At 64.3% G+C, this 24,044-nt stretch carries 24 protein-coding genes, 1 tRNA gene and 1 other RNA gene; all 26 read left to right on the forward strand.

Translation table 11 applies throughout. From position 1 onward, the window contains the following. Position 1 precedes the first annotated feature (1 nt). The 26 genes from hisF to murG all read left to right on the forward strand — a co-directional run bounded on the left by hisF (position 2) and on the right by murG (position 24,034). Positions 2-763 carry an imidazole glycerol phosphate synthase subunit HisF gene (hisF, locus tag GPICK_RS02240; RefSeq protein ID WP_039740153.1) on the forward strand — a complete coding sequence of 254 codons (762 nt, stop codon included), beginning with the start codon at positions 2-4 and terminating at the stop codon, positions 761-763. Then, complete coding sequence (locus GPICK_RS02245) at positions 760-1,086, forward strand: phosphoribosyl-ATP diphosphatase (protein WP_039740155.1); 327 nt, start codon at positions 760-762, stop codon at positions 1,084-1,086. Before hisF ends, GPICK_RS02245 begins: the two co-directional genes overlap by 4 nt. Positions 1,087-1,235: 149 nt before the next feature. Beyond that, a complete protein-coding gene (gene rpsU / locus GPICK_RS02250; RefSeq protein WP_039740157.1) occupies positions 1,236-1,433 on the forward strand; it encodes a 30S ribosomal protein S21 in 198 nt (65 codons plus the stop codon). A gap of 9 nt (positions 1,434-1,442) precedes the next feature. Next, positions 1,443-1,886 carry a GatB/YqeY domain-containing protein gene (locus GPICK_RS02255; protein ID WP_039740158.1) on the forward strand — a complete coding sequence of 148 codons (444 nt, stop codon included), beginning with the start codon at positions 1,443-1,445 and terminating at the stop codon, positions 1,884-1,886. A 106-nt stretch (positions 1,887-1,992) separates the two neighbouring features. Next, positions 1,993-2,505 (forward strand): CvpA family protein, encoded by a 513-nt coding sequence (locus GPICK_RS02260; protein ID WP_052263246.1) that lies wholly within the window; start codon positions 1,993-1,995, stop codon positions 2,503-2,505. Between the two features lie 2 nt (positions 2,506-2,507). Next, positions 2,508-4,259, forward strand: a complete 1,752-nt coding sequence (gene dnaG / locus GPICK_RS02265; protein WP_039740159.1) for a DNA primase — start codon at positions 2,508-2,510, stop codon at positions 4,257-4,259. A 29-nt stretch (positions 4,260-4,288) separates the two neighbouring features. Beyond that, the gene (gene rpoD, locus GPICK_RS02270) at positions 4,289-6,034 is read left to right on the forward strand and encodes an RNA polymerase sigma factor RpoD (RefSeq protein WP_039740160.1); all 1,746 of its coding nucleotides are present in this window, start codon (positions 4,289-4,291) and stop codon (positions 6,032-6,034) included. 111 nt (positions 6,035-6,145) lie between these two features. Continuing rightward, on the forward strand, positions 6,146-6,628 hold the full coding sequence (gene ybaK, locus GPICK_RS02275; protein ID WP_039740161.1) for a Cys-tRNA(Pro) deacylase: 483 nt from the start codon (positions 6,146-6,148) through the stop codon (positions 6,626-6,628). A 14-nt stretch (positions 6,629-6,642) separates the two neighbouring features. Beyond that, complete coding sequence (locus GPICK_RS02280) at positions 6,643-7,482, forward strand: SIR2 family NAD-dependent protein deacylase (RefSeq protein ID WP_039740162.1); 840 nt, start codon at positions 6,643-6,645, stop codon at positions 7,480-7,482. After that, complete coding sequence (locus tag GPICK_RS02285; RefSeq protein WP_039740164.1) at positions 7,479-8,645, forward strand: THUMP domain-containing class I SAM-dependent RNA methyltransferase; 1,167 nt, start codon at positions 7,479-7,481, stop codon at positions 8,643-8,645. The genes GPICK_RS02280 and GPICK_RS02285 overlap by 4 nt, the downstream gene beginning before the upstream one ends. Before the next feature lie 192 nt (positions 8,646-8,837). Continuing rightward, a tRNA-Ile gene (locus GPICK_RS02290) sits at positions 8,838-8,914 on the forward strand. Between the two features lie 119 nt (positions 8,915-9,033). Then, positions 9,034-10,152, forward strand: coding sequence for a Nif3-like dinuclear metal center hexameric protein (locus GPICK_RS02295; protein ID WP_039745155.1), 1,119 nt, complete (start codon positions 9,034-9,036; stop codon positions 10,150-10,152). Positions 10,153-10,200: 48 nt separating this feature from the next. After that, positions 10,201-10,911, forward strand: a complete 711-nt coding sequence (locus GPICK_RS02300) for a zinc ribbon domain-containing protein (RefSeq protein WP_039740166.1) — start codon at positions 10,201-10,203, stop codon at positions 10,909-10,911. An 86-nt stretch (positions 10,912-10,997) separates the two neighbouring features. Beyond that, positions 10,998-11,363, forward strand: an RNA gene (gene rnpB, locus GPICK_RS16765) — RNase P RNA component class A. 50 nt (positions 11,364-11,413) lie between these two features. Next, positions 11,414-11,986 carry a hypothetical protein gene (locus GPICK_RS02305; RefSeq protein ID WP_179944513.1) on the forward strand — a complete coding sequence of 191 codons (573 nt, stop codon included), beginning with the start codon at positions 11,414-11,416 and terminating at the stop codon, positions 11,984-11,986. Further along, on the forward strand, positions 11,967-12,323 hold the full coding sequence (locus GPICK_RS02310; protein WP_039740168.1) for a hypothetical protein: 357 nt from the start codon (positions 11,967-11,969) through the stop codon (positions 12,321-12,323). The genes GPICK_RS02305 and GPICK_RS02310 overlap by 20 nt, the downstream gene beginning before the upstream one ends. Before the next feature lie 314 nt (positions 12,324-12,637). Then, positions 12,638-13,114, forward strand: coding sequence for a division/cell wall cluster transcriptional repressor MraZ (gene mraZ, locus GPICK_RS02315; protein WP_039740170.1), 477 nt, complete (start codon positions 12,638-12,640; stop codon positions 13,112-13,114). Next, complete coding sequence (gene rsmH, locus GPICK_RS02320; RefSeq protein WP_039740172.1) at positions 13,115-14,053, forward strand: 16S rRNA (cytosine(1402)-N(4))-methyltransferase RsmH; 939 nt, start codon at positions 13,115-13,117, stop codon at positions 14,051-14,053. Between the two features lie 26 nt (positions 14,054-14,079). Continuing rightward, positions 14,080-14,415, forward strand: coding sequence for a cell division protein FtsL (ftsL, locus tag GPICK_RS02325; RefSeq protein WP_039740174.1), 336 nt, complete (start codon positions 14,080-14,082; stop codon positions 14,413-14,415). Continuing rightward, positions 14,412-16,388: a penicillin-binding protein gene (locus GPICK_RS02330; protein WP_039740176.1), complete on the forward strand. Its 1,977-nt coding sequence runs from the start codon at positions 14,412-14,414 to the stop codon at positions 16,386-16,388. Before ftsL ends, GPICK_RS02330 begins: the two co-directional genes overlap by 4 nt. Positions 16,389-16,454: 66 nt before the next feature. After that, positions 16,455-17,972, forward strand: coding sequence for a UDP-N-acetylmuramoyl-L-alanyl-D-glutamate--2,6-diaminopimelate ligase (locus GPICK_RS02335; RefSeq protein WP_039740179.1), 1,518 nt, complete (start codon positions 16,455-16,457; stop codon positions 17,970-17,972). 13 nt (positions 17,973-17,985) lie between these two features. Continuing rightward, the gene (locus tag GPICK_RS02340; RefSeq protein WP_039740180.1) at positions 17,986-19,395 is read left to right on the forward strand and encodes a UDP-N-acetylmuramoyl-tripeptide--D-alanyl-D-alanine ligase; all 1,410 of its coding nucleotides are present in this window, start codon (positions 17,986-17,988) and stop codon (positions 19,393-19,395) included. Then, on the forward strand, positions 19,395-20,471 hold the full coding sequence (gene mraY, locus GPICK_RS02345; protein ID WP_039740182.1) for a phospho-N-acetylmuramoyl-pentapeptide-transferase: 1,077 nt from the start codon (positions 19,395-19,397) through the stop codon (positions 20,469-20,471). The genes GPICK_RS02340 and mraY overlap by 1 nt, the downstream gene beginning before the upstream one ends. A gap of 1 nt (position 20,472) precedes the next feature. Further along, positions 20,473-21,831, forward strand: coding sequence for a UDP-N-acetylmuramoyl-L-alanine--D-glutamate ligase (murD, locus tag GPICK_RS02350; RefSeq protein WP_039740184.1), 1,359 nt, complete (start codon positions 20,473-20,475; stop codon positions 21,829-21,831). Beyond that, complete coding sequence (ftsW, locus tag GPICK_RS02355; protein WP_039740186.1) at positions 21,828-22,949, forward strand: putative lipid II flippase FtsW; 1,122 nt, start codon at positions 21,828-21,830, stop codon at positions 22,947-22,949. The genes murD and ftsW overlap by 4 nt, the downstream gene beginning before the upstream one ends. Then, positions 22,946-24,034 (forward strand): undecaprenyldiphospho-muramoylpentapeptide beta-N-acetylglucosaminyltransferase, encoded by a 1,089-nt coding sequence (gene murG / locus GPICK_RS02360; RefSeq protein ID WP_039740187.1) that lies wholly within the window; start codon positions 22,946-22,948, stop codon positions 24,032-24,034. The genes ftsW and murG overlap by 4 nt, the downstream gene beginning before the upstream one ends. The last annotated feature ends 10 nt before the right edge of the window (positions 24,035-24,044 follow it).

A 24,044-nucleotide genomic window follows, 5' to 3' on the forward strand; every position in this document is an offset into this window, starting at 1 on the left:
CATGCTGACCAAACGGATCATCCCGTGCCTCGACGTGAAGGGGGGGCGGGTCGTCAAGGGGGTCCAGTTCCTGGAACTGCGTGATGCCGGCGACCCGGTGGAGATCGCCGAAATGTACGACCGCCAGGGGGCCGACGAGATCACCTTCCTCGATATCACCGCCTCCAGCGATGCACGGGACATCATCATCGACGTGGTGCGCCGCACCGCCGAACGAGTCTTCATGCCGCTCACCGTCGGAGGCGGAGTCCGGACGGTAGACGATATCCGCACCCTGCTCAACGCCGGAGCCGACAAGGTATCCATCAACACGGCGGCGGTCCACCGTCCCGAGTTCGTCCGCGAGGCGGCGGAACGTTTCGGCTCCCAATGCATCGTGGTGGCCATTGATGCCCGCCGGGTACCGGGGGAGGAGCGCTGGGAGGTCTATACCCACGGAGGCCGCAACCCGACCGGCATCGACGCCGTCGAGTGGGCCCGCCGGATGGAAGGGTACGGCGCCGGCGAGATCCTCCTCACCAGCATGGATTGCGACGGGACCAAGGATGGCTACGATATCCCCCTCACCCGGGCCGTGGTCGATGCGGTCTCCATCCCGGTCATCGCCTCCGGCGGTGTTGGAAACCTGGAGCACCTGTATGACGGATTCGTGAAGGCGGGGGCTTCGGCGTGTCTTGCCGCCTCCATCTTCCATTACAAGGAATACACCATCGAGGAGGCCAAGCGCTACCTCGCGGAGAAAGGGGTGGCGGTCAGGCTATGAGTGAGCGAGACGACATCCTTCAGGCCGTTTATCAGGTGATCCAGGAGCGCAAGGGGGCCTCTGCCGATTCTTCCTATACCGCATCACTCCTCCAGAAGGGGATCGACAAGATCCTCAAGAAGCTCGGCGAGGAGGCTACCGAGGTGGTCATCGCCGGCAAGGGAGGGAAACGGGAGGAGATCGTCTATGAGACCGCCGACCTCTTCTTTCACACGCTGGTGCTCCTCGGCTACTACGACATTCCCCCCGAGGAGATCTACGCCGAACTCCGGCGTCGTTTCGGCACTTCCGGGATCGCCGAGAAGGCCGCCCGGACGCCGTAGCTGAAGAACCTCGCGAAAAAACGAAAAAAATCTTGACACTGCCGCCGGTAGTGCTATTATGCTTCTTCTCGAAAAATCTATCCGGCCCACGAAAGAATCTTCTATACGCCCCTGGGGCTATTTTACATAGAGGAGGGAGGGGAATATGAATGCCGGGTGTCAAGGTAAAAGAAACTGAGCCGTTTGAGCTTGCGCTGAAGAAATTCAAGAAGCAGTGCGAAAAGGCGGGAATCCTTTCCGAGGTCCGCAAGCGTGAGCACTACGAAAAGCCAAGCATCAAGAGAAAGAAAAAGGCCATTGCCGCGCGCAAGCGGGCGATGAAAAAACAGCGCAAGATGATGGAGTAACCGGATCGCATGCTGCTGCGGGATCGACTGAACGAGGAGATGAAAGGGGCCATGAGGGCGCGGGACGAAGTCCGTCTCTCCGCCATCCGCCTTGTCCGCTCCACCGTCAAGAACCGGGAGATCGAGGTGAAGCACGAACTCTCGGATCAGGAGATCACCGAGGTCGTGTCGACCCTTGTGAAGCAGCGTCGAGAGTCGATCCGGCTTTTCAGCGAGGCGGGACGCACGGATCTTGTCGAGAAAGAGGAGCGGGAGCTGGCGCTGCTTCTCGAATTCCTCCCGCAGCAGTTGACGCGCGAGGAAGTGGAGGCGCTGGTCGTTGCGGCCATCGCCGAGAGTGGTGCCCAGGGTGCCCGGGACATGGGGAAGGTAATGAAGGTCCTCATGCCGCGGGTGGCAGGGAAGGCTGACGGTTCGATGATCAGCACCCTCGTCAAGGAAAAGCTGGCGTAACGTACGCTCTTTCCCCATCCTTTCCGTAACGTATCGTGATGAAGAGGGGCGATTCTTTGAATTGCCCCTTCTTCTTTTACCCTCAAGACCATGTCAGGGGCATAGAATGAGCCTTGTCGATATCCTGCTCTGGGCCGTTTTACTGGCATTCGCCGTAAAGGGCTTTTCAAAGGGGCTGATTCGCGAGGTCTGCTCCTTGCTGGGGCTCGTGGTCGGCGGGTGGGCCGCCTTTGCCTACTCCGCTCCGGTCGGTGCGGCCATGGGGCACCTGATTCACCTCCCGTCGCGGGTCTCCTCCGCTGTGGCGTTTCTCGCCATCCTCCTGGCGCTCAGCCTCATCTTCTTCCTGCTCGGGCATCTCCTGACCGTCATTCTCAAGATCGTCCTCCTCGGGGGGATCAACCGGATCGGGGGGATCGTTTTCGGTCTGCTCCAGGGGGGGCTCGTGCTCTGCGTGCTCCTCTATTTTGCCAGTTTCAGGCCGGTGCCGGAAGGGATCAGGCATCGCATCGCAACGTCTGCCACGGCACGGGCCTTTGTTGCCTGCGGCACGGAGATCGTCGAAGGGTGGAGGGGGAAATCCGGCTCTGCCGGAGCGGAAAAAGGGAATCCGGACTAAAGATGTCGATGATTCCCGACGATAAGATCAGGGAGGTGCGGGAGCGGGCCTCCATCCTCGAGGTGGTTTCCGACTACGTGAGCCTCCGGAAGTCGGGAGCCAACTACCAGGGGCTCTGTCCCTTCCACGGAGAGAAGACCCCTTCGTTCAACGTCAACCCGGCCCGGGGGATTTTTCACTGTTTCGGCTGCGGCGTCGGGGGAAATGCCATAACCTTTGTCGCCCGGATGGAGGGGCTGTCGTTTCCGGAGGCGGTGAAGTTTCTCGCCAAACGGGTCGGGGTCGAGATCGAGGACCGGCCGGCGTCGGCGGCCGAGCGGCGGCGCCAGGACGAACGGGAGGAGCTCCACGGTATCGCCGAGACGGCGGTGCAGCTTTACCGTGACCTCCTGCTGCGGGGAAGCGAGGGAGCGCCGGGGCGAAGCTATCTGGAGCGGCGCGGCGTGGGCGCCGAGACTGCCGAGGCATACCGGCTCGGTTTTGCACCGGACCGGTGGGATTATCTCGCCCGGCATCTCCAGAACCGGAAGGTTTCGCTGGAGCAGGCGGAGCGGCTCGGCCTTGTGCGGCGGCGGGAGGGGGGAGGGTACTACGACACCTTCCGCAACCGCCTTCTCTTCACGATTTCCGACATCCACGGCCGGGCCATCGGTTTCGGCGGCAGGGTCCTCGACGATTCGCTGCCCAAATATATCAACTCTCCCGAGTCTCCCATCTACCACAAGGGCGATGTGCTCTTCGGCGTCTCCCTTGCCAAGGGGGCGCTGCGCGAGTCCGGGAGCGCCATCATCGTGGAAGGGTACTTCGACCACTTGGCCCTGTACCAGGCGGGAATCAGGAACGTGGTGGCCACCTGCGGGACGGCGCTGACCGACGGGCACCTGAAGCTCCTCAAGCGGTACGCCGGGAAAGCCTATACCTTGTTCGACGCCGACAGTGCAGGGACAAAGGCGACGCTCCGGGCCCTCGACCTCTTCCTGGAGGCCGGCTTTCCGGCCCACGTCGTGGAGCTGACAGCGGGGGAAGATCCGGACAGCTTCATACGGAGTGAAGGGGCCGACGCCTTTGCGGCCCGCCTTGCCAAGGCGCGCCCGGTGATCGATTTCTTTTTCCGGGATCTGCTGCGGCAGACCGACACGGGGTCGGTCGAAGGGAGGGCGCTGGTCGTCGATCAGGTGGCGCCACGGCTGGCAAAGGTTGCCAACGCCGTCGAGCGGGAACTTTACGCCCGCGAGTTTGCCCGCATCCTAGGGGTCGACGTGCGGATGGTGCTGAAGAACGCCCCTGGCGCCGGTGGCGTCCGGCCGGCGGCGCAGCCGGCCCGGCACGCACGAGGGACCGGCCCCGAGGAGATGCTCCTCTCCCTCATGGGTCGCTATGCGGAGATCGCCGAGCGGGTCCGCGCCCACGGTGCGGCGGAGCTCTTTCGCCCCGAGCTCCTGCCGGTGGCCGATGCCATTCTGGCGCGGCACGGTGCCGGCGAGCCGATTGACTGGGGGGAGCTGCTGGAGTTCGTCGACTCTCCCGACGAGCGGGGACGCCTCGCCTCATCCCTCGTCAACGATGAGCACCTGGCGGACGTTGATCTCCACAAGGCCTTCGAACAGTGTTGCCAGGCCCTTGAGCGGAAGTCGCTGAAGGGGATGAAGGAGCTGGCCCGGGAGCTCGCCGCCGCCGATCCCGACTCCCCCCGCTACCGGGAGCTGCTGGCAGAGATCGATGCCTTGCGAAACAGGAAATCGCAGTTATCTTAATAGAACAGTGTGCAATGAGGTGAACTTTAATGGCCAAGAAAAGCACGGATGAAGTGAAACAACTGATCGATCTCGGGAAGGAGAAGGGGTTTCTGACCTACGACGAGGTAAACGACCTGCTTCCTCCCGATATCTCCTCCGAACAGATCGACGATGTCATGAGCATGTTCGGCGAGATGGATATAGACGTTGTCGACTCGGCCCAGAAAGTGAAAATCTCCAAGATGAAGCTCGACCTCGAGGAAGAGGAGGAGGTCGAGGGGGAGCAGGAGGAGATGGAGTTCGAGCCGGGCGCGCTGGGGCGCACGAGCGACCCGGTCCGGATGTATCTCCGCGAGATGGGGTCGGTGTCGCTGCTGACCCGGGAAGGGGAGGTCGAGATCGCCAAGCGGATCGAGGAGGGGGAAGGCGATATGGCTCGCGTCATCCTCAATACCCCGATCACGGTCAAGGAGATCATTGCCCTCGGCGAAAAGCTGCGCAAATTCCAGATCACCCCCGCCGAGATCAGCAAGGAAGTCGAAGAGGAAGAGCTGGAGGAGGACGAGGAGGATGTCCAGAAGACCCGCCTTCTTACCATCATCGACGAGATTCGCGACCATGACCTCCGGCTGGAGACGATCAACGGCGAACTGGAAGACGAGGCCCTCGCCGCCGAGCGCCGCGACGAGCTTGCCGGCGAGCTTCAGGAACTGAAGGCGAAGGTGGCGGAGCTCGTGAAATCGCTGCGACTCAAGGACCGCCACATCACCAAGATCGCCCAGCGCCTCAAGGAGCTCTCGGTCAAGGTTATTAAGATCCGCGCCGAAATCACCGAGATCGAGGCCGAGGCCGGCATCTCCTCCGGCGACATCAAGACCATCGCTGCAGGGGGAAAAGTCGCCAAAGATGTCGAAAAACGGCTCAAGGTCCCCGCCGACGAGGTGCCGAAGCTCGAGAAGCGGCTCGCCGGCACCGAAAAGAAGCTCAAGAAGGTGGAGCTGGAGTCGGGATTCAAGGCGAGCGAGCTCGCCTCCGCGCTCCAGGCGATCGAACGGGGTGAGGCGAAGTCGAAGCTTGCCAAGTCGGAGCTCGTGGAGGCGAACCTGCGGCTCGTGGTCTCCATCGCCAAGAAATACACCAACCGCGGCCTCCAGTTCCTGGACCTCATCCAGGAGGGGAACATCGGCCTCATGAAGGCGGTGGACAAGTTCGAATACCAGCGGGGCTACAAGTTCTCCACCTACGCCACCTGGTGGATCCGGCAGGCCATCACCCGCGCCATCGCCGACCAGGCCCGGACCATCCGGATCCCGGTCCACATGATCGAGACCATCAATAAGCTGATCCGCACCAGCCGTCAACTGGTGCAGGAGATCGGCCGCGAGCCGTCGCCGGAGGAGATCGCCGAGCGGATGAACCTCCCCCTCGACAAGGTCCGCAAGGTCCTCAAGATCGCCAAGGAGCCGATCTCCCTCGAAACCCCCATCGGGGAAGAGGAGGATTCGCACCTCGGGGACTTCATTGAGGACAAGGGGGTCGTCTCTCCCCTGGAGGCGGTCATCAAGGCGAACCTCTCCGAGCAGACCGCCCGCGTGCTCGCCACCCTTACCCCCCGGGAGGAGAAGGTGCTCCGGATGCGCTTCGGTATCGGCGAGAAGAGCGACCATACCCTGGAAGAGGTGGGACAGGATTTCGAGGTGACCCGGGAGCGGATCCGGCAGATCGAGGCCAAGGCCTTGCGTAAGCTCCGCCACCCGAGCCGGAGCAAGAAGCTCAAGAGCTTCGTGGAGTAAGCAAATTGGCCGGTTAACGGGAAGAGGCCGTCCGGGGTCCCCGGGCGGCTTTCTTTATGATCGGGGTATGTTCGAGAAAGTGCCGCAGACCGCCATCCGAAAGGGGCCACCATGGCCAGGGAAAAAACACCCGTAACCCCGGCGGTGCGCGCGCTGCGTGCCGCCGGGGTTTCCTTCACCGACCACCTCTACGCCTACGAAGAGAAGGGGGGGACGGCGGTCTCCGCCCGGGAGCTGGGAGTGGACGAGCACGCCGTGGTGAAGACCCTCATCATGGAGGATGAGGCGAAGAATCCGCTTGTCGTCCTGATGCATGGCGACCGCCAGGTGTCGACCAAGGAGCTGGCCCGGGTGATCGGCGTGAAGAGTGTCGCTCCTTGCGCGCCGGAGACGGCCAATCGCCACAGCGGCTATCTGGTGGGGGGGACGTCTCCCTTCGGGACCCGCCGGGATATGCCGGTCTACCTGGAGGAGACGATCGTGGAACTGCCGCGCATCTACCTCAACGGGGGGAAGCGGGGATACCTCGTGGGGATCGAGCCGCGGGAGGTGGTGCGGCTGCTGAAGCCGGTCCTGGTGAGGGTCGGGATCTGAGGGAGGGAGCCGCCATGGCGCTACGGGACGCCAGCCGGGCCGCGGAGGCGCTCCGGCATGCCCGGGCCCTTGTCATCACCGCGGGCGCTGGGATGGGAGTCGATTCGGGTCTCCCCGATTTTCGCGGCGACGCGGGCTTCTGGAAGGCGTATCCACCGTACGAAAGGCTCGGCATTACCTTTGTCGGGGCCGCCAACCCGGAGCATTTCGAGCGTGATCCCACCTTCGGCTGGGGGTTCTACGGACACCGGACAAACCTCTATCGGGAGACGGTTCCCCACGCCGGGTTTGCCATCCTGCGGGGGTGGATCGAGCGGTTCGAGCTCGATCATTTCGTTGTCACTTCCAACGTGGACGGGCAGTTCCAGAAGGCCGGCTTCCCGGAGGATCGGATCCTCGAGGTTCATGGCTCGATTCACCACCTCCAGTGCACCACGCCCTGTTCCGACTCCATATGGGAAAACCGGGAGGAAATTCCGGTGGACGGTGAGTCCATGCGGGCGGGGCGCATCCCCCGCTGCTCCCGGTGTGGCGCCGTGGCCCGCCCCAACATCCTCATGTTCGGCGACTACGCCTGGGTGAACGACCGCGCGGCCCGCCAGCAGCGCCATTTCGACGAGTTCTTGGCGGAAAACCGGGGAGCACGGCTCGTCGTAGTGGAGATGGGGGCCGGTACCGCCATCCCGACCATCCGCTACCTGACCGAGGAGGTCGGCTCTCTCCCCGGAGCCCTGGCGGTGCGGATCAATCCGCGGGAGCCCCGTATCCGCCCGCCCCATCTCTCGCTTCCCTGCGGCGCCCTCGAAGGGGTCGCCGCCATTGACGCCATTCTTTCCGAGGACCATCCCGCATGATCATAAAGCGAAAAGCCGCTCCACCGCTCTTCCCCGCCACCCAGCCGTTCTTTGCCACCACCGCCCGGGGGGTGGAAGAGGTGCTGGCTGCCGAGATGGCCGCCCTCGGCCTTGCCGGCATCGCTGCTGAGCGGGGAGGGGTTCGCTTCACCGGCGATCTGGCCGCTTGCTATCGGGCTAACCTCTGGCTCCGGACGGCGAGCCGGATCCTCGTCCCCCTCGCCGAGTTCCCGTGCGATACACCCCAGAGCCTGTACGACGGGGTCCGTTCCTTGCCGTGGGAGCGTTATGTCACCCCCGAGATGACCCTGGCGGTGGAGTGCAGTCTCCGCGATTCGGCCCTCACCCACTCCGGATTCGTGGTTCTCAAGACAAAGGACGCCATCGTGGACACGGTCCGCGATCGGTGCGGCCGACGGCCCAATGTGAATCCCAAGGATCCCGACCTCCTCGTCAACGTGCACCTCGCCCGCAACCGCTGCACCGTAAGTCTCGACAGCTCGGGAGCGGGGCTCGACAAGCGCGGCTACCGCGCCGACACCGGCGAGGCCCCGCTGCGGGAGACCCTGGCTGCCGCCCTTGTGGAGCTTTCGGGATGGGACGGCACCGTTCCGCTCGTCGACCCCTTCTGCGGTTCGGGGACGATCCTTGTCGAGGCGGCCCTCAAGGCCCTGAACCGCGCCCCCGGCCTTATCCGCGAACGGTTCGGCTTCCAGCGCTGGCCCGGCTTCGAGCAGACCGCCTGGCGGCGCCTCGTTGCCGAGGCCCGCGAGGTCGAGCGAAGCACCCTTGCCGCTCCCCTCCTCGGGAGCGACCTGCAGGAGAAAGTCCTCCTTGCCGCGGAGAAGAACATCCGCCGGGCCGGGGTGGAGCGGTTCGTCACCTTCTCTTGTGCCGATGTCCGAGACCTTCTCCCCCCTCCGCCTCCCGGGATGATTCTCACGAATCCTCCCTACGGCTGCCGTCTCGGTGAGGAGGAGCAGCTGAAGCAGCTCTACCGCCAGGTGGGTGACATCTTCAAGCAGCGCTGTGCGGGGTACACCGCCTGGCTCTTCACCGGCGGGCTCGATCTCGCCAAGGAGGTGGGGCTGCGCGCCTCGCGGCGGATCGTCCTCTTCAACGGCCCCATCGAGTGCCGGCTCCTGAAGTACGACCTCTACTGACCACTCTCCCCCGTGGCGATGGCGGAGAGGCGGTCGTCGAAAATCCTCGTCATATCGCCCCAGCATCCTGGGGGAGCAGCGGTGTCAGGAAGGGGCATCCCATCGGTGCGCCGGGGCAATCGGGCGGAAACTGGGGCTCTGAAAAGCCTTGACACTCCGCGCGCCGTTGCGTACTATGAACGTTCATGTTTCGGGCCTATAGCTCAGTTGGCTAGAGCAACCGGCTCATAACCGGTCGGTCCCAGGTTCGAGTCCTGGTGGGCCCACCACCCGAAATAACCCAGGATGATACGGGGATGCCCCGAGAGTACCGGTTGAACGACAATCTCCATACAGACGCGGAAAAGAGTGCGCGCCCCAGGCTGGCACTCTTTTTCTTTTGTTGCCGATGATAGTGCCAAAAGTATCTGACATACTTGGAATCATTAATAAAATTGCTCCACCGCATCTGGCGGAAGAGTGGGATAACGTGGGGCTCATGGTCGGCGACCCGGCCGCTCCGGTCCACCGGATCATGGTGGCCCTCGACGGAACCCCCGATACCCTCGCCGCCGCCATCTCAAGCGAGTGCCAGCTTCTCCTCACCCACCACCCTTTCATCTTCCGCCCCCTGAAACGCCTCTCCGCCGCCGATCCTGCCGGAAACCTCATCCTGAAAGCCGCCGCTAACGGCCTGGCCGTCATCTCGCTCCATACGAATTTCGACATTGCCGACGGCGGGATGAATGATCTCCTTGCCGGGCTGATCGGTCTCCAAAACCCCCAGCCGCTTCGGATTACGGCCGGCGAGGAGTACGTGAAGCTCGCCGTATTCGTGCCGACGGGACATGAGGACGCGGTGCGCGAGGCTCTCTTCCGGTTCGGCGGCGGGGTCGGTCCCTACGCCGAATGCTCGTTCCAGTCTGCCGGCACCGGGACGTTCACGCCTCTGGAAGGGGCGCGGCCATTTCTCGGCCAGATCGGGGCGCGGGAATACGTGGACGAGTCGCGGATCGAGGTTCTCGTGCAGAAACACCGGCTCTCCGCCGCCGTTGCCGCGCTGCTGAAGGCCCATCCCTACGAGGAGCCGGCATTCGATCTTTATCCGCTCCTGAACAAGGGAGTTTCCTGGGGGCTTGGCCGGATCGGCGAACTGGGGGAGGAGACAACGGTTGCTGCCTTTGCCGGCGAGGTCAGGGAGCGTCTCGGTCTCCCGGGGGTGCGGTTTGTGGGGGATGCAGGCCATCGGGTGAAGCGGGTCGCGCTTTGCGGCGGCAGTGGCATGTCGCTGCTGCGGGACGCCCAGCGGCAGGGGGCCGACATCCTTGTGACGGGCGACGTGAAGTACCACGAGGCCCGGGATGCCGAGGCACTCGGAATCGCGGTTCTGGATGCGGGACACTTCGGGAGCGAGGTTCCCATGGTCGAGAGCGTGGCCGAGCGGGTGCGGGCCGATCTGGCATCGCGCCGTTTGGACGCGGAGATAGTTTCTTTCAGGGGAGAACGGGATCCTTTCACCTGGCGGTGAGGGGCCGTTTATCCGGAAATCATTACAGCGGTCAGGGGAGGTTGTGGGGTGCGTAAAAACTTATTTTTACTTGAGGAGTTGCAGGCGCTCGATCTGAAGATCGACGGGCGCCACGCCGAGCGGCAGACGCTGCTGGAACGGCTGGCGGAGCTCGATCGCCAGGTGGAGGAAGCACGGTGCGCCGTTGAGGAGAAACGGGGGGAGATCGCCCGCCTTGAGGAGGAGAAGCAGGGGCTTGAGGGCGATCTGGCGACCGAAAACGACAATATCGACCGTTCCGAGGCGCGCCAGAAGGAGATCAAGACCCAGAAGGAGTATCAGGCGGTGGTCAAGGAAGTGACCGCAGCCCGGAAACTCAAGGGGGAGTTGGAGGAGCAGATTCTCCAGAAATCGGCCCAGATCGAGGAGCTCTCGGCCGATGTCGCCGCGCGCGCCGCCGATCTTGCCTCCCTCGAAGAAAACATGGCATCCCGTAAAGCGGAGGTCCAGGCCGATCTCGACCGCCTTGACCAGGAAATCGCCACCGAAGCGGAAGCAAAGGCGTCGACGGCGAAGTCGATCCCTTCGTCGCTCCTCAAGCGGTACGAGGCCCTGCGGCAGCGGCGCCAGGGAGTCGCCATCGTGGAGGCCCGTGCGGGCAACTGCGCCGGCTGCAACATGAATCTTCCCCCGCAGCTTTACAATAGCCTGTTCCGGGGGGACGATCTGGTGCTCTGCCCCCATTGCCAGCGGATGCTGGTGGTTCACCCGGAGGGGTAGTTCGATAGTCCGAGGTCGCGCACAACGTGGCAGTGGGGCGCGGGTCCGCACCGCCGTCGTTTTGCCCCGGCCTCACCGGTTTGGTTGAAGCAGGACAGATGGCCGCTCTCCGCTTGCGGAGGGAGGAAAGTCCGGGCTCCAGAGGGCGTGGTGCTGGATAACGTCCAGCGGGGGTGACCCCAGGGATAGTGCCACAGAGAGAAGTCCGCCCGTCTCGGCGGGTAAGGGTGAAAGGGTGAGGTAAGAGCTCACCGGGTCCGGCGGTGACGTCGGATGCCAGGTAAACCCCACCAGGAGCAAGGCCGAATAGGGAAGCGTCAAGGGTGGCCCGCCCATGCTTCCGGGTTGGCTGCTTGAGGCCGTCGGTAACGGCGGTCCCAGAGGAATGGTCATCGTCCGTCCCGGGGTAACCCGCGGCGGGAACAGAACCCGGCTTACGGACTGCTTCAGCCAATTTTTTTACTTGTGACCCCAAAGCTCTATCCAGTCGTGGAGGAAGCACGTGGACGACAGAGAGGTCTGGTCCCGGGCGGTGACCGCCGTGGCGGCCGAATACCGCGCCCTGCCGATGGCGCTCAGAAGCAGGGTGGACGCCACTGTCGATGCGATCCGCAGCACCAAGGGGGAGTTGCATCGCCTTGCCGAAGCGATGCAGTGCGCAACGATTTGCGCTTCGTGCGGCGGTGAGTGTTGCGTCCGTGGGAAGTATCACGTGACGGTTGTCGATATCCTGGTCTTCCTGGCGGCGGCGGAGCCCCTCTTCGTGCCGCGGTTCGGCGGGGAGGCATGTCCGTACCTCGACGGCGCGGGGTGCATGATGGCGCCCTCTTTTCGTCCCTTTAACTGCGTGACCTACAACTGTGAGCGGGTCGAGGGAGGGTGGGACCAGGAGCGGATCAGTGAGTTTTACCGCCGTGAGCGCCAACTCCGTGACCTCTACGGGGAGCTGGAGCGCTTTTTCGGCAACCGCTTCATGCACGGGCTCCTCATGAACTACGAGCGGGACGTGATGGACCGGGGGGAACCAATTCTCAGGTACAGTGAAAGGTGGATCGATGGCAACGACGATCAGTGACCTCGTGCTGGTCCATATCGACAACAAGCCGGGCTTCTACGCCCGGATCGAGGATGTAGCCCCCGACGTCAAGGCCGGCTGGTGGCGGGTGAAGCTCCTGGTGCTCACGGTTCCGCTGGAGGTCTATACCTGGATCCTTGAGGAGGTGCAGATCAACGGCACCCCCTTCACCATGGGGGGGACCCCGGTCCGGTTGGAAAAGGTAGAATCCCCCGTGGAGCGGGAAGAAGTGCCGCCCCCCTCTCCACCTCCCGTGGACCCTCCCGTCGCCGAGGAGACGGAGCCGGCCAGGGGAGGGAAGGTGGTCTCGCTTCTCGATCGAAAAAAGGACAAATAAGAGGGGGCTTCGCGCCCCCCGTTTCATTTTCTGACCCTCCGCTTCCCACGGTTTCCCACCGCCTCCGATTATTCCACGAAGATTTTCATCCAACTCCGTCTCCTGTGGGCATTTTTCACCTTCCGTGCCGGGGAGGTGTTTTCGGTGTCATTGCCGGCATCCCTTGTGGGGTATGGTTGATAAGTGTCTGAAAAAGCACAATAAAAAAACGTGTTTCGGTACCAGTTTTGCCTTGACAACCCCGGGGGCGGCCGGTATGATCTGTGCCACGAAGTGGTAAATTGTGGTAAATTGTGGAAAGGGGTGCCGCACGGATGTTCCGGGGGATCTGCGAGACAACTATCGACGCCAAGGGGCGGACGAGCCTGCCGGCCAAGTTCCGGGAGGTGCTCGTGGATGTCTACGGCGACGAGCGATTCTTCATCACCAATTCGTCTCCGGTGGATCTGGGGGGCGGTGCCTTCAGTTCGGGCCTCCTGATTTTCCCCTACAAGAAGTGGTTTGAATTCGAGGAAAATTTCCTCGGCAGCAAGGGGCTTACCTCTGCCCAGCGCAACAGCATCATGCGGACCATTGTCTCGCCGGCGACTGAATGCAGCGTCGACAAGCTCGGCCGGCTGCTCATCCCCCCCCACCTCCGCAAGAGCGCTGCCCTGGAGCGGGATATCCTCTTTGTCGGCATCATGGACAAGATCGAGGTCTGGAGCCATGCGGAGCGGGAGAAGGTCCGTATCCAGGATATGAAGAATTTCCCCTCCGACACCGAGGCGGTGGCCGAGCTGGGGCTTTAGGTGACGGGATTCGGCCATCGATCGGTCCTGCCGGCTGAGGTGGTGGAATACCTCGCTCCCCGGCCGGGCGGCATCTACGTTGACGGCACCCTCGGCGGCGGAGGGCACGCACGGCTGGTATTGGAAGCCTCCTCACCCGACGGCATACTGATTGGCTTCGATCGTGATCCGGCTGCCCGGGCGGCTGCGGGCGCCGCCCTCACCCCGTTCGGTGAGCGGGTTCGACTGGTCGGCCGCAATTTTGCGGACATGGCCGAGGCACTCGCCGGGATGGGGATTGCGGCAATCGACGGGTTTCTGCTCGACCTGGGGGTCTCCTCGCATCAGCTCGATACGGCATCACGGGGGTTCAGCTTCCAGGCCGATGCACCCCTCGATATGCGGATGGACACCGACTCCGGTGTCACGGCCGCCGATCTGGTGAACGAACTCGACGAGGGGGAGCTGACCCGGATCATCAGGGATTACGGTGAAGAGCGGTGGGCGAAGCGGATTGCAGACTTCATCGTGAAGGCACGGCAGACCTCCCCCATCGAGAGGACCTTCCAGCTCGTCGATGTCGTCAAGGGTGCAATTCCGAAGGCGAAGTGGGAAGAGCGAATCCATCCGGCCACCCGCACCTTTCAGGCCCTCCGGATTGCCGTCAATGACGAACTGGGGAGTCTGGAGCGGGGGTTGGCCTCCGGTATCGGGCTGTTGGCGCCCGGGGGGCGGGGGGTCGTCATCTCGTTTCACTCCCTGGAGGACCGGATCGTCAAGAACACCTTCCGGCGCTTCGCCCAGGGATGCACCTGTCCAAAGGATTTTCCCCGCTGCGTGTGCGGTGGCAGACCCCGTCTCCGAGTCCTGACCGGCAGGCCGGTCATGGCGGGCAGCGACGAGGTGTCGGACAACCCGAGGGCGCGCAGTGCGAAGTTGCGGGCAGTGGAGAAGCTGTGATGGATGGAATGAGCAGGAGGGCGGACATGGCACAGGCACGGACAGATTTCAGCAAAGTGGCGGCCCCGAAGAGGCTGGAGACGATGTATGCCCAGCGGGGGGAGCTTTTTCCGTATCTTCTGGCAGTGCTGGTACTCCTGACGCTCGTCTCGGCCTTTCACGTCTGGTCCCGGGTGCGGGTCATCGACCTGAATCTGGAGATCGCCGAGGCGAACCGGCTCCTGCGGGAGACCCAGGAAGAGCAGAACCGCCTCAAGCTTGAGGTCGCCTCGCTCAAGACGCCGGCCCGCATCGAAGCGGTGGCGAAAGGGGAGCTCGGCATGGCGCTCCCCACCGATCAGCAGGTGGTCGTGGTGAAATGAGGTACGACGCGGAGAAATGGACGACTCTCCGCATCCGGTTCATCGGGGGGTTCTTTGTTCTCCTCTTTGTCCTGACGGTAAGTCGTGCCTTTTACCTTCAGGTGGTCAAGCGGGATTACCTCCTCAAGCTTGCCGACCGGCAGCACCAAAAAATCGTCCCCCTCACCCCGGCGCGGGGAACCATCTATGATGCGAACGGCGCCGCACTGGCCGTTTCGGTGGAGATGGACTCCTGCTATGCCGAGCCCAAATCGATCGAGGACCTGAACGATGCCGCCGCCAAGCTGGCACCGGTGCTCGGCATGGCGAAGGAGACCGCCCTCAGGAAGCTTCAGGGGAACAAGAACTTTGTCTGGCTCCAGCGTCGGCTGACCCCCGACGTCGTCAAGCGGATCAAGGCGCTGGAACTCGAGGGGGTCGGTTTCGTCAAGGAGACGAAGCGCTTCTATCCCAACTCGGAAATCGCCGCCCATGTCATCGGCTTCACCGGTCTTGATCCCGAGGGGCTCGAAGGGGTTGAGCGGCGCTACGATTCGACCATCCTCGGCGGTACCGGCTATCTGGTGACCGAGCGGGACGCCCTCGGACGCGACGTCGCCTTCAAGGGGCAGGTGGTACAGAATGGCGCCCAGGGCCACAACGTGGTCCTGACCCTGGACAAGAACATCCAGTACATCGCCGAAAAAGAGCTGGAGAAGGCGGTCGTGGGGAGCGGGGCGCGGGCGGGAACCGCCATCGTCATGGAGCCCCAGACCGGCAAGGTGCTGGCGATGGCCAACTACCCGACCTTCAACCTGAACGTCCCTGCCTCTGCTCCGCCGGCGGTCTGGCGCAATCGGGCCGTGGCCGACAGTTTCGAGCCCGGTTCCACCTTCAAGGTTTTTCTGATCGCCTCGGCCCTGGAGGAGAAGGTGATCCGGCCCACCGACGGTTTCAACTGCGAGGGGGGAAGCTACTCTATCGGCGGGCGCACGATCCATGACACTCACAAGTATGGCCGCCTCAGCATTGCCGAGATACTCAAGTATTCGAGCAATATCGGCGCCGCCAAGATCGGGAGCCGGCTCGGGGCATCCCGTCTCTATGCGTACCTCAAGAACTTCGGCGTTGGCGAGCGCAGTGGCGTCGACCTGCCGGGGGAAGTAGCCGGAAGCCTGCGGAACGCAGCATCCTGGTACGGAATCGATCTCGCCACCATCTCCTTCGGCCAGGGGGTTACCGCTTCGTCGGTCCAGCTTGCAACGGCCTTTTCCGCCATTGCCAACGGCGGGGTGCTGATGAAGCCATACCTGGTGGAGAAGATTACCGACAACGAGGGGAACGTGGTGACCTCCTTCGGACCCCAGCCCCGACACCGCGTCATCTCGCCCGAGACGGCCAAGAGCGTCGCCCGGATGATGGAGGGGGTTGCCGTCGAAGGGGGGACCGGCACCAACGCGGCGGTGGAAGGGTACCGCGTCGCGGGGAAAACGGGAACCGCCCAGAAGGTGGACCCGGTCACCCGGGGCTACTCGCTTACCAAGCGGACGGCGTCATTCATCGGTTTCGTCCCCGCTGACCGCCCCCGACTGACGATCCTCGTGGTGGTGGATGAACCGAAGACAAGCCCCTACGGTGGCGTGGTTGCGGCGCCGGCATTCAGCGCCATTGCGCTGCAGAGCCTCTGCTACCTCAAGGTGCCTCCCGACTCCATCGTGAGAAGCAAACCGAAGACCGTGGAGGCCAAGGCGGTCCGGACGGTCTCCGAAGAGGCTGGGCCGGCATCGGAGGGGGCCATCGTCGAGGAGGGCGAGGGTGTCGTCATGCCGAACTTCCGGGGGATGAGCATGCGCCAGGTTCTCAAGTCGATGGAGGAGCGGGGGCTCAACGTGCGTCTTCTGGGGAGCGGCAAGGCAGTGGAACAGAGTCCGCTCCCGGGGCACCGGATCGGGCCGAGCGATCAGGTCTGGGTGAAATTTGTTCCCTCCGCATGATGAGCGGAGGAACGAGCGCATGATGCCAGGGGCCGGGCACGAACTTGCACTCAACGGTGAGGAACCATGAGACTGGATGAACTGGCACAGGTCATACGACCCACGGCAACAGGTGGGGATTTGGCGCGGGAGATCGAGGGGCTCTGCTACGATTCACGGCAGGTAAAGCCCGGCGGTCTCTTTTTCGCTTTAAGGGGGGGCGCCACGGACGGCCACGACTTCATCCCCGCAGCCCGTGAGCGGGGCGCGGCCGCCTTCGTGCTTGAAGAACCGTCGCGGGCGCCGGAAGGGATGACATGGCTTCGGGTCGACGATGCCCGCCTCGCCATGTCCCGTGCCGCCGCCGCCTTCTACGGCAATCCGACCGGCGGCGTACCGGTGATCGGCATCACCGGCACCAACGGCAAGACCACCACGACCTATCTCGTGGAGGCGATCCTGGCCCAAGCCGGCATTTCGTCCGCGGTGCTCGGGACCATAAGCTACCGGTTCGGGGCGCGGGTCATCCCCGCTCCCCACACCACTCCCGAGTCGGTGGACCTGCAGCGGACCATCCGCGAGCTCGTTGACCTGGGGGCCGCTGGGGTGGTGATGGAGGTCTCCTCCCACGCCCTCGAACAGCACCGGGTCGACGGCTGCCGGTTTGACGTCGGGATCTTCACGAACCTGACGCGGGACCATCTCGACTATCATCACGACATGGAGAGCTACTTCGGGAGCAAGGCGCGGCTCTTCACCGAACTCCTGGCGGCCGATGCCGGCAAGCCCCGGCGCGCGGCGGTCATCAATATCGACGATCCCTACGGTCTTCGCCTTGCCGCCGTTGCCGCAGCGCCGGTGATCAGTTACGGCCTCTCCGCCGGGGCGGCAGTGCGGGCGGAGGAGGTCAGCTTCACAGTGGATGGTGTCGCCGGCTCCCTGGTGACGCCGGCCGGGACGCACCCCTTCCGGTCGCGGCTGCTCGGCCGGTTCAATCTCTACAATATTCTCGCTGCCGCGGCGGCGGGTGTCGCCCTCGACATCCCCCTCGCGGCCATCGCGGCGGCCATCGGTGGGAACATCAGCGTCCCGGGGCGTCTGGAACGGGTCGAGAACGACCGGGGGGTGACGGTGCTGGTGGACTACGCCCATACCGGCGACGCCCTCGAGAATGTTCTGGAAACTGTGGCGGAGATTGCGACGGGGCGGATCATCACGGTCTTCGGCTGCGGCGGCGACCGCGACCGGGGGAAGCGGCCGGTGATGGGAGAGATCGCCGGGCGTTTCAGCGATCTGACGATCGTCACCTCCGATAACCCTCGCACCGAGGAGCCGGCGGCGATCATCGCGGAGGTCCTCGCGGGGATCCGGGGAACGGGGCTGCGGGAGTTTCGTCCGGAAGATGCCGGCGGCACTGCGGAAAAGGGGTTTACGGCCCTGGAGTCGCGCCGTGCCGCCATCCGGCTCGCCGTCCAGACGGCCCGCCCTGGAGACATTGTGCTGCTGGCGGGGAAGGGGCACGAGGATTACCAGATCATCGGGACCGTGAAACACCATTTCGACGACCGCGAAGAGGCGGCTGCCGCCCTGCGGGATCGGGACTAGAGGGGAATCGGGCTTGTTCACCATTGCAGAGATAGTCGAGGCGACGGGAGGGGCCGTTGCGGTGGGAGAGGCGGCCGGTGAGGTCTCCGGGGTCTCCACTGATTCGCGCTTGGCAAAGCCGGGGGAGCTCTTTGTGCCGCTGCGGGGCGAGCGCTTCGACGGGCACAATTTTCTCGGCTCCGTCTGGGACCGGGGGGTGCGGGTGACGCTCGCCGAAAAGCGGTGGCTCGAAGAGGGGAACCTTCCCGCGGGTGGGTGCTGCATTGCGGTGGACGATACGCTGCGGGCACTGGGCGATCTTGCCTCGTATCACCGCCGGCGTTTCGACCTGCCGGTCGTGGGAGTCACCGGGAGCAACGGCAAGACGACCACCAAGGAGATGCTGGCGGCGATCCTTTCAGTGGGGGGAGAAGGGCTCAAGACCGAGGGGAACCTCAACAATCTCATCGGGGTGCCGCAGATGCTTTTCCGGCTTACCGCGGCCCATCGCTGGGCGGTCCTTGAAATGGGGATGAGCGAGTTCGGCGAGATCGACCGGCTGGCGGAGATTGCCCGCCCCGACGTGGGGGTCATCACCAACGCCTACCCGGCTCACCTGGAGACGCTTGGCAGCGTCGAGGGGGTGGCGAAGGCGAAGGGGGAACTCTTCCTCCGGCTCCAGCCGGGCGGATGTGCGGTATTCAACGCCGCCGATCAGCTCATCGCCCGGTGCCCCTCACCCGAAGGGGTGCGCCGGATATCCTTCGGTCTCTGGAATGCCGACGTGACGGCGGAAGCCATCGAGGGGCTGGGAATCGGTGGGCAGCGGTTCATGCTCAGGCTCCCGGATGCGGCGGTACCGGTCACCCTGCGGGCCTTCGGGAGGCATAACGTCGCCAACGCCCTCGCCGCCGCTGCTGCGGCCCATGTGCTCGGAATCTCCGCCGAGACCATCGCCCGCGGTCTCGGGGAATTCCACCCCTATGCCCGCCGGTTCAACCTGGAGGAAGTGGCGGGGGTGGTTCTCGTCGACGACAGCTACAATGCCAACCCCGCCTCCATGGCGGCGGCACTCACCACGCTGCGTGAGATCGCCGACGGGCATCGGTCGGTGGCGGTTCTGGGCGACATGCTCGAACTCGGCGAGGGGGCGGAGGAGGCCCACCGGCAATTGGGGCGCCTTGCCGCCACCTGTGTCGACCGGCTCTATCTGCTGGGTCCCATGGCCGGGGTCGTGGCGGCCGGAGCCCGGGAGGGGGGGATGGCCGAAGGCTCCCTCGTGATTGCCGCCAGTCATGAGGAGATCGTGCAGGATCTGCGGCGCACCGTCGGTGCGAATGAGTTCATTCTTGTGAAAGGTTCCCGGGGGATGGCCATGGACAGGGTCGCGGAGGGGGTCAGGACGATGGAGACCACGACCTGTGGGAAGGGGGGGCCGACCTAATGCTCTACCATCTGCTCTATCCTCTGGCCAGCGATTTCAGGATCCTGAACGTCTTCAAATACCTGACGTTCCGGACCATCTACGCGGTCATCACCGCCCTCGTGGTCTCGTTCATCATGGGCCCCTGGATGATCCGCAAGCTCGAAGCGCTCCAGGCGCGGCAGGTGATCCGCACCGACGGACCCGAGTCGCACCTGAAAAAGTCGGGGACGCCGACCATGGGGGGGATTCTCATCCTCGTCTCCATCGTCATTCCCACGCTGCTCTGGGCGGACCTGACCAGCCACTACGTCTGGACCACGCTGTTCGTCATCGTCGGCTACGGACTGATTGGCTTCACCGACGACTACAAGAAAGTGGTGGAGAAGAACCCCAAGGGCCTCTCGCCGCGGCAGAAGATGGCGGGGCAGTTTCTGATCGCCGGAGCGGCGGTCTGCTACCTGGTCTTCGTGGCGGGCATGTCGACCGATCTGGCGGTGCCGTTCTTCAAGCGTCTCCATCCGGATCTCTCCTATTTCTACATTCCGTTCGCCATGCTCGTGATCGTCGGGGCGAGCAATGCGGTGAACCTGACCGACGGTCTCGACGGACTGGCCATCGGCCCGGTGGCGATCAACGCCGCCACCTATTTGCTGTTTACCTACATTGCCGGGAATGCTAAACTCTCCAGCTATTTGCAGATCTCGTACGTACCCGGGGCCGGGGAGCTGGCGGTGCTCTGCGGGGCCATGGTGGGGGCCGGGATCGGCTTCCTCTGGTACAACGCCTACCCCGCCGAGGTCTTCATGGGGGACGTGGGCTCCCTCTCCCTGGGTGGGGGGCTCGGCATCCTGGCGGTCATCACCAAGCAGGAGATGCTCCTCGTCATCGTCGGCGGGGTATTCGTCGTCGAGGCGCTGTCGGTCATCTTCCAGGTCGGGTCGTACAAGTACCGCGGCAAGCGCATCTTTCGCATGGCACCGATCCACCACCACTTCGAACTGAAGGGGGTGGCGGAGCCGAAGATCATCGTCCGGTTCTGGATCATCACCATCATCCTGGCGCTGGTCGCCATTTCGACGCTGAAGCTGAGATAACATGGAACTGGCTGGAAAAAACATACTCGTCGTCGGTCTGGCCCGCACCGGGGTGGCGGTGGTCCGCTTCCTGGCGGCGCGGGGCGCCCGGGTGACGGTGACCGACCTGCGGGATGAGGCCGCCCTGGCGGGGCCGCTGGGGGAGCTGGCCGGACTGCCGGTAACCTACGTCCTGGGGCGGCACGCCGAGGCGGACTTCGCCGCCGCCGACACGGTGGTGGTGAGCCCCGGCGTCCCCCAGGAAAGTCCTTACCTGCAGGCGGCACGGGACGCCGGCCGCGAGGTGATCACTGAGATCGAACTGGCGTCCCGTTTCATCGCCGCGTCGATGGTAGCCATCACCGGCACCAACGGCAAGACGACCACCACGACCCTCACCGGCGAGATCTTCTCGGCCTGCGGCTTCCGGACCTTCGTGGGGGGAAACATCGGCAATCCCCTCATTGAGCTGGTGGAGAGCGGCGAGGCGGTGGAGCGGGTGGTGGTGGAGATCAGCTCCTTCCAACTGGAGTGGATCAGCGCGTTCCGCCCCACGGTGGCGGTGCTCCTCAATATCACCGAGGACCATCTCGATCGTTACGCCACCTTTCAGGAATACATCGACGCCAAGGCCCGGGTCTTCGAGAACCAGGGCGCCGCGGACTGGGCCGTCCTCAACATGGACGATCCGATCGTGGCGGGATTTGCCGGCCGCATCGGCGCGGCGGTCTTCCCCATGAGCCAGCGGCAGGAGCTTGCCGAAGGGATCTTCCACCGCAGCGGCGTCATCACCTTCCGTCACGCCGGCCGCGAGGAGCGGTTCCCGACGGAGCGGTTCCGGATCACCGGCGTCCACAACATCGAGAACATCATGGCCTCCCTCGCCGCGGCGCTCCTCCTGGGATGCGATGCGCCCCGGGCGCGGGCGGCCGTGGAGGCGTTCGGCGGCCTCCCCCACCGGATGGAACTCGTGCGGGAGCTGGCCGGGGTCCGCTACTACGAGGACAGCAAGGCGACCAACGTGGGGAGCGTGGAGAAGGCCCTCGCCAGCTTCACCGGCATCACCCTCATCGCCGGCGGCAAGGACAAGGGGGGGAGCTATGCCCCCCTCGCGCCGCTGGTGCAGGAGCGGGTGCGGCACATGATCCTCATCGGCGAGGCGAAGGAGCGGATGGCCCGGGAGCTTGGCCACCTCACCGACACGCGGATGGCGGCAACCCTTGAGGAGGCGGTGGCGCTGGCTGCAGAGTTGGCCGTGCCGGGGGAGGTGGTGCTCTTCTCGCCGGCCTGCTCCAGTTTCGACATGTTCCGCGATTACGAGGAGCGCGCCCAGCGGTTCCGGGCGGCGGTCAACGGCCTTGCCGGGGGAGGCACTCCGTGAAGCTCGGCGTGAACGTCAAGGAGATCGAGCGCTACGACCTGGTCATCCTCCTCATGGCGGTGGCCCTCACCTGCTTCGGGGTGGTGATGGTCTATTCCGCCTCGTCGGTCATGGCAACGAAGAAGTTTCACGACGGCTTCTACTTTCTGAAGCGGCAGGGGATCTACGCCCTCATGGGGTTCGGGGTGATGACTCTCGCCATGAGGTTCGACTACCGCAAGTGGCGTGAATACGCCGTGCCGATCCTCCTCTGCTGTCTTGCCATGCTCATTCTCGTCTTCATCCCGGGGATCGGCGGCGCCGCCAAGGGGGCGTCCCGCTGGATCCGGCTCCCAGGCTTCAACTTCCAGCCGTCGGAGCTGGCGAAGATCGCGCTCATCATCTATATGGCGTACTCCCTCGACAAGAAGCAGGAAAAGGTGAAGTTCTTCTCCACCGGCTTCGCCCCCTACATGGTGCTCCTGGCGGTGCTCCTCGGGATCCTCCTCAAGCAGCACGACCTGGGGGCTGCGCTCACCATGGGGGTCGTGGCCCTCATCATGCTCTTCGTCGCCGGGACGCGCCCCCGCTACATCCTCGGCATGGGGGTGCTGGCGGTGCCGTTCATCTGCTACGTCGTCATGACCGAGTCATACCGGATGCGGCGGATCAAGGCATTCCTCAACCCGTGGGAAGATCCGACCGACACCGGATTCCAGATCATCCAGTCGTGGCTTGCCTTCGGCAACGGCGGCATCATCGGCCAGGGGCTCGGCGAAGGGAAACAGAAGATGTTCTATCTACCCGAGGCGCACACCGATTTCATCCTCTCGGTGACCGCCGAGGAACTGGGGCTGATCGGGGTCATCGTCATCGCCGCCATGTTCCTGATGCTCGTGCTGCGCAGCGTGCGGGTGGCGCTCATGGCCGAGGACACCTTCGGGCGGTTTCTCGCCTTCGGCATCGCCACGCTGCTCGGCATCCAGGCCTTCGTCAACATGGCGGTCGTCACGGGGCTTCTGCCGACCAAGGGGCTGGCGCTCCCTTTCATCAGCTACGGGGGAAGTTCACTGCTCGTTACGCTGTTTGCCGTCGGGGTGCTCCTCAACGTCTCGACCCGCATGAGGGGGACACCATGAAGCTGCTCATTGCCGGAGGAGGAACCGGCGGCCATCTCTTCCCGGGAATTGCGGTGGCGGAGGAGTTCCTGGGCCGCACGAAGGGGAACGAGGTCCTCTTCGTGGGGACCTGGAAGGGGATCGAGGCGCGGGTACTGCCGAAGCTCGGCTACCCCCTGGAGTGCATCACCGCCGCCGGCATCCGCGGCAAGGGGAACGTCGCCCGGGCAAAGGGACTTGCCATGTTCCTCTACGGCTACGCCCAGTCACGGAAGATCCTGAAGGAGTTCCGCCCGGACCTGGTCCTCGGAGTCGGCGGGTACGCCTCGGCACCGGCGCTCCTGGCGGCCAAGGGGATGCAGATTCCCCGCTTCATCCACGAGCAGAACGCGATTCCCGGCTTCACCAACAAGATGCTCGCCACGGTGGCCGACCAGGTCTTCATCTCCCTGGAGGAGTCTCGGAAGTTCTTTCCGGAGGGGCGGACGCTCCTCACCGGCAACCCCCTGCGCCGGCAGATCCTTGAGCAGGTGGTCGACGGAGGAGCGGACGAGCGGCAGGATGATGCCTTCCACCTCCTGGTCTTTGGCGGGAGCTCCGGCGCCCACCGGATCAACCTGACCCTAGCGGAGGTTCTGCCGTTTCTGGGGGAAGCGAAGGGGCGGCTGCGGATTACCCACCAGACCGGCGAGAACGACCTGGAGGATGTGACGGCGGCCTATGAGGAACACGGATTCCAGGCCGATGCGGTGCCGTTCATCGACGGCATGGCCGATGCCTACCGGTGGGCCGACCTGATCGTCTGCCGGGCCGGCGCCACCACCATCGCGGAGATCACCGCCTGCGGCAAGCCGTGCATCTTCATCCCGTACCCCCATGCCGTCGACGACCACCAGCGCCGCAACGCCGAGGCGCTCCTCAAGTGCGGGGCCGGTCTCGTGATCATCGAAAAGGAACTCACCGGCGAACTGCTGGCGCGGACGATCCGGGAACTGATGGACGACCCGGCGAAGCTGCGGGCCATGGGGGACGCGGCCAAGGGGCTGGCGCGGCTCGCCGCCGCCCAGACCATCGTCGACGAGATGCTGAAGGCAAAGAAACAGTAGGGGCGCGGCA

The organism is Geobacter pickeringii, from assembly GCF_000817955.1.
GTDB lineage: Bacteria > Desulfobacterota > Desulfuromonadia > Geobacterales > Geobacteraceae > Geobacter > Geobacter pickeringii.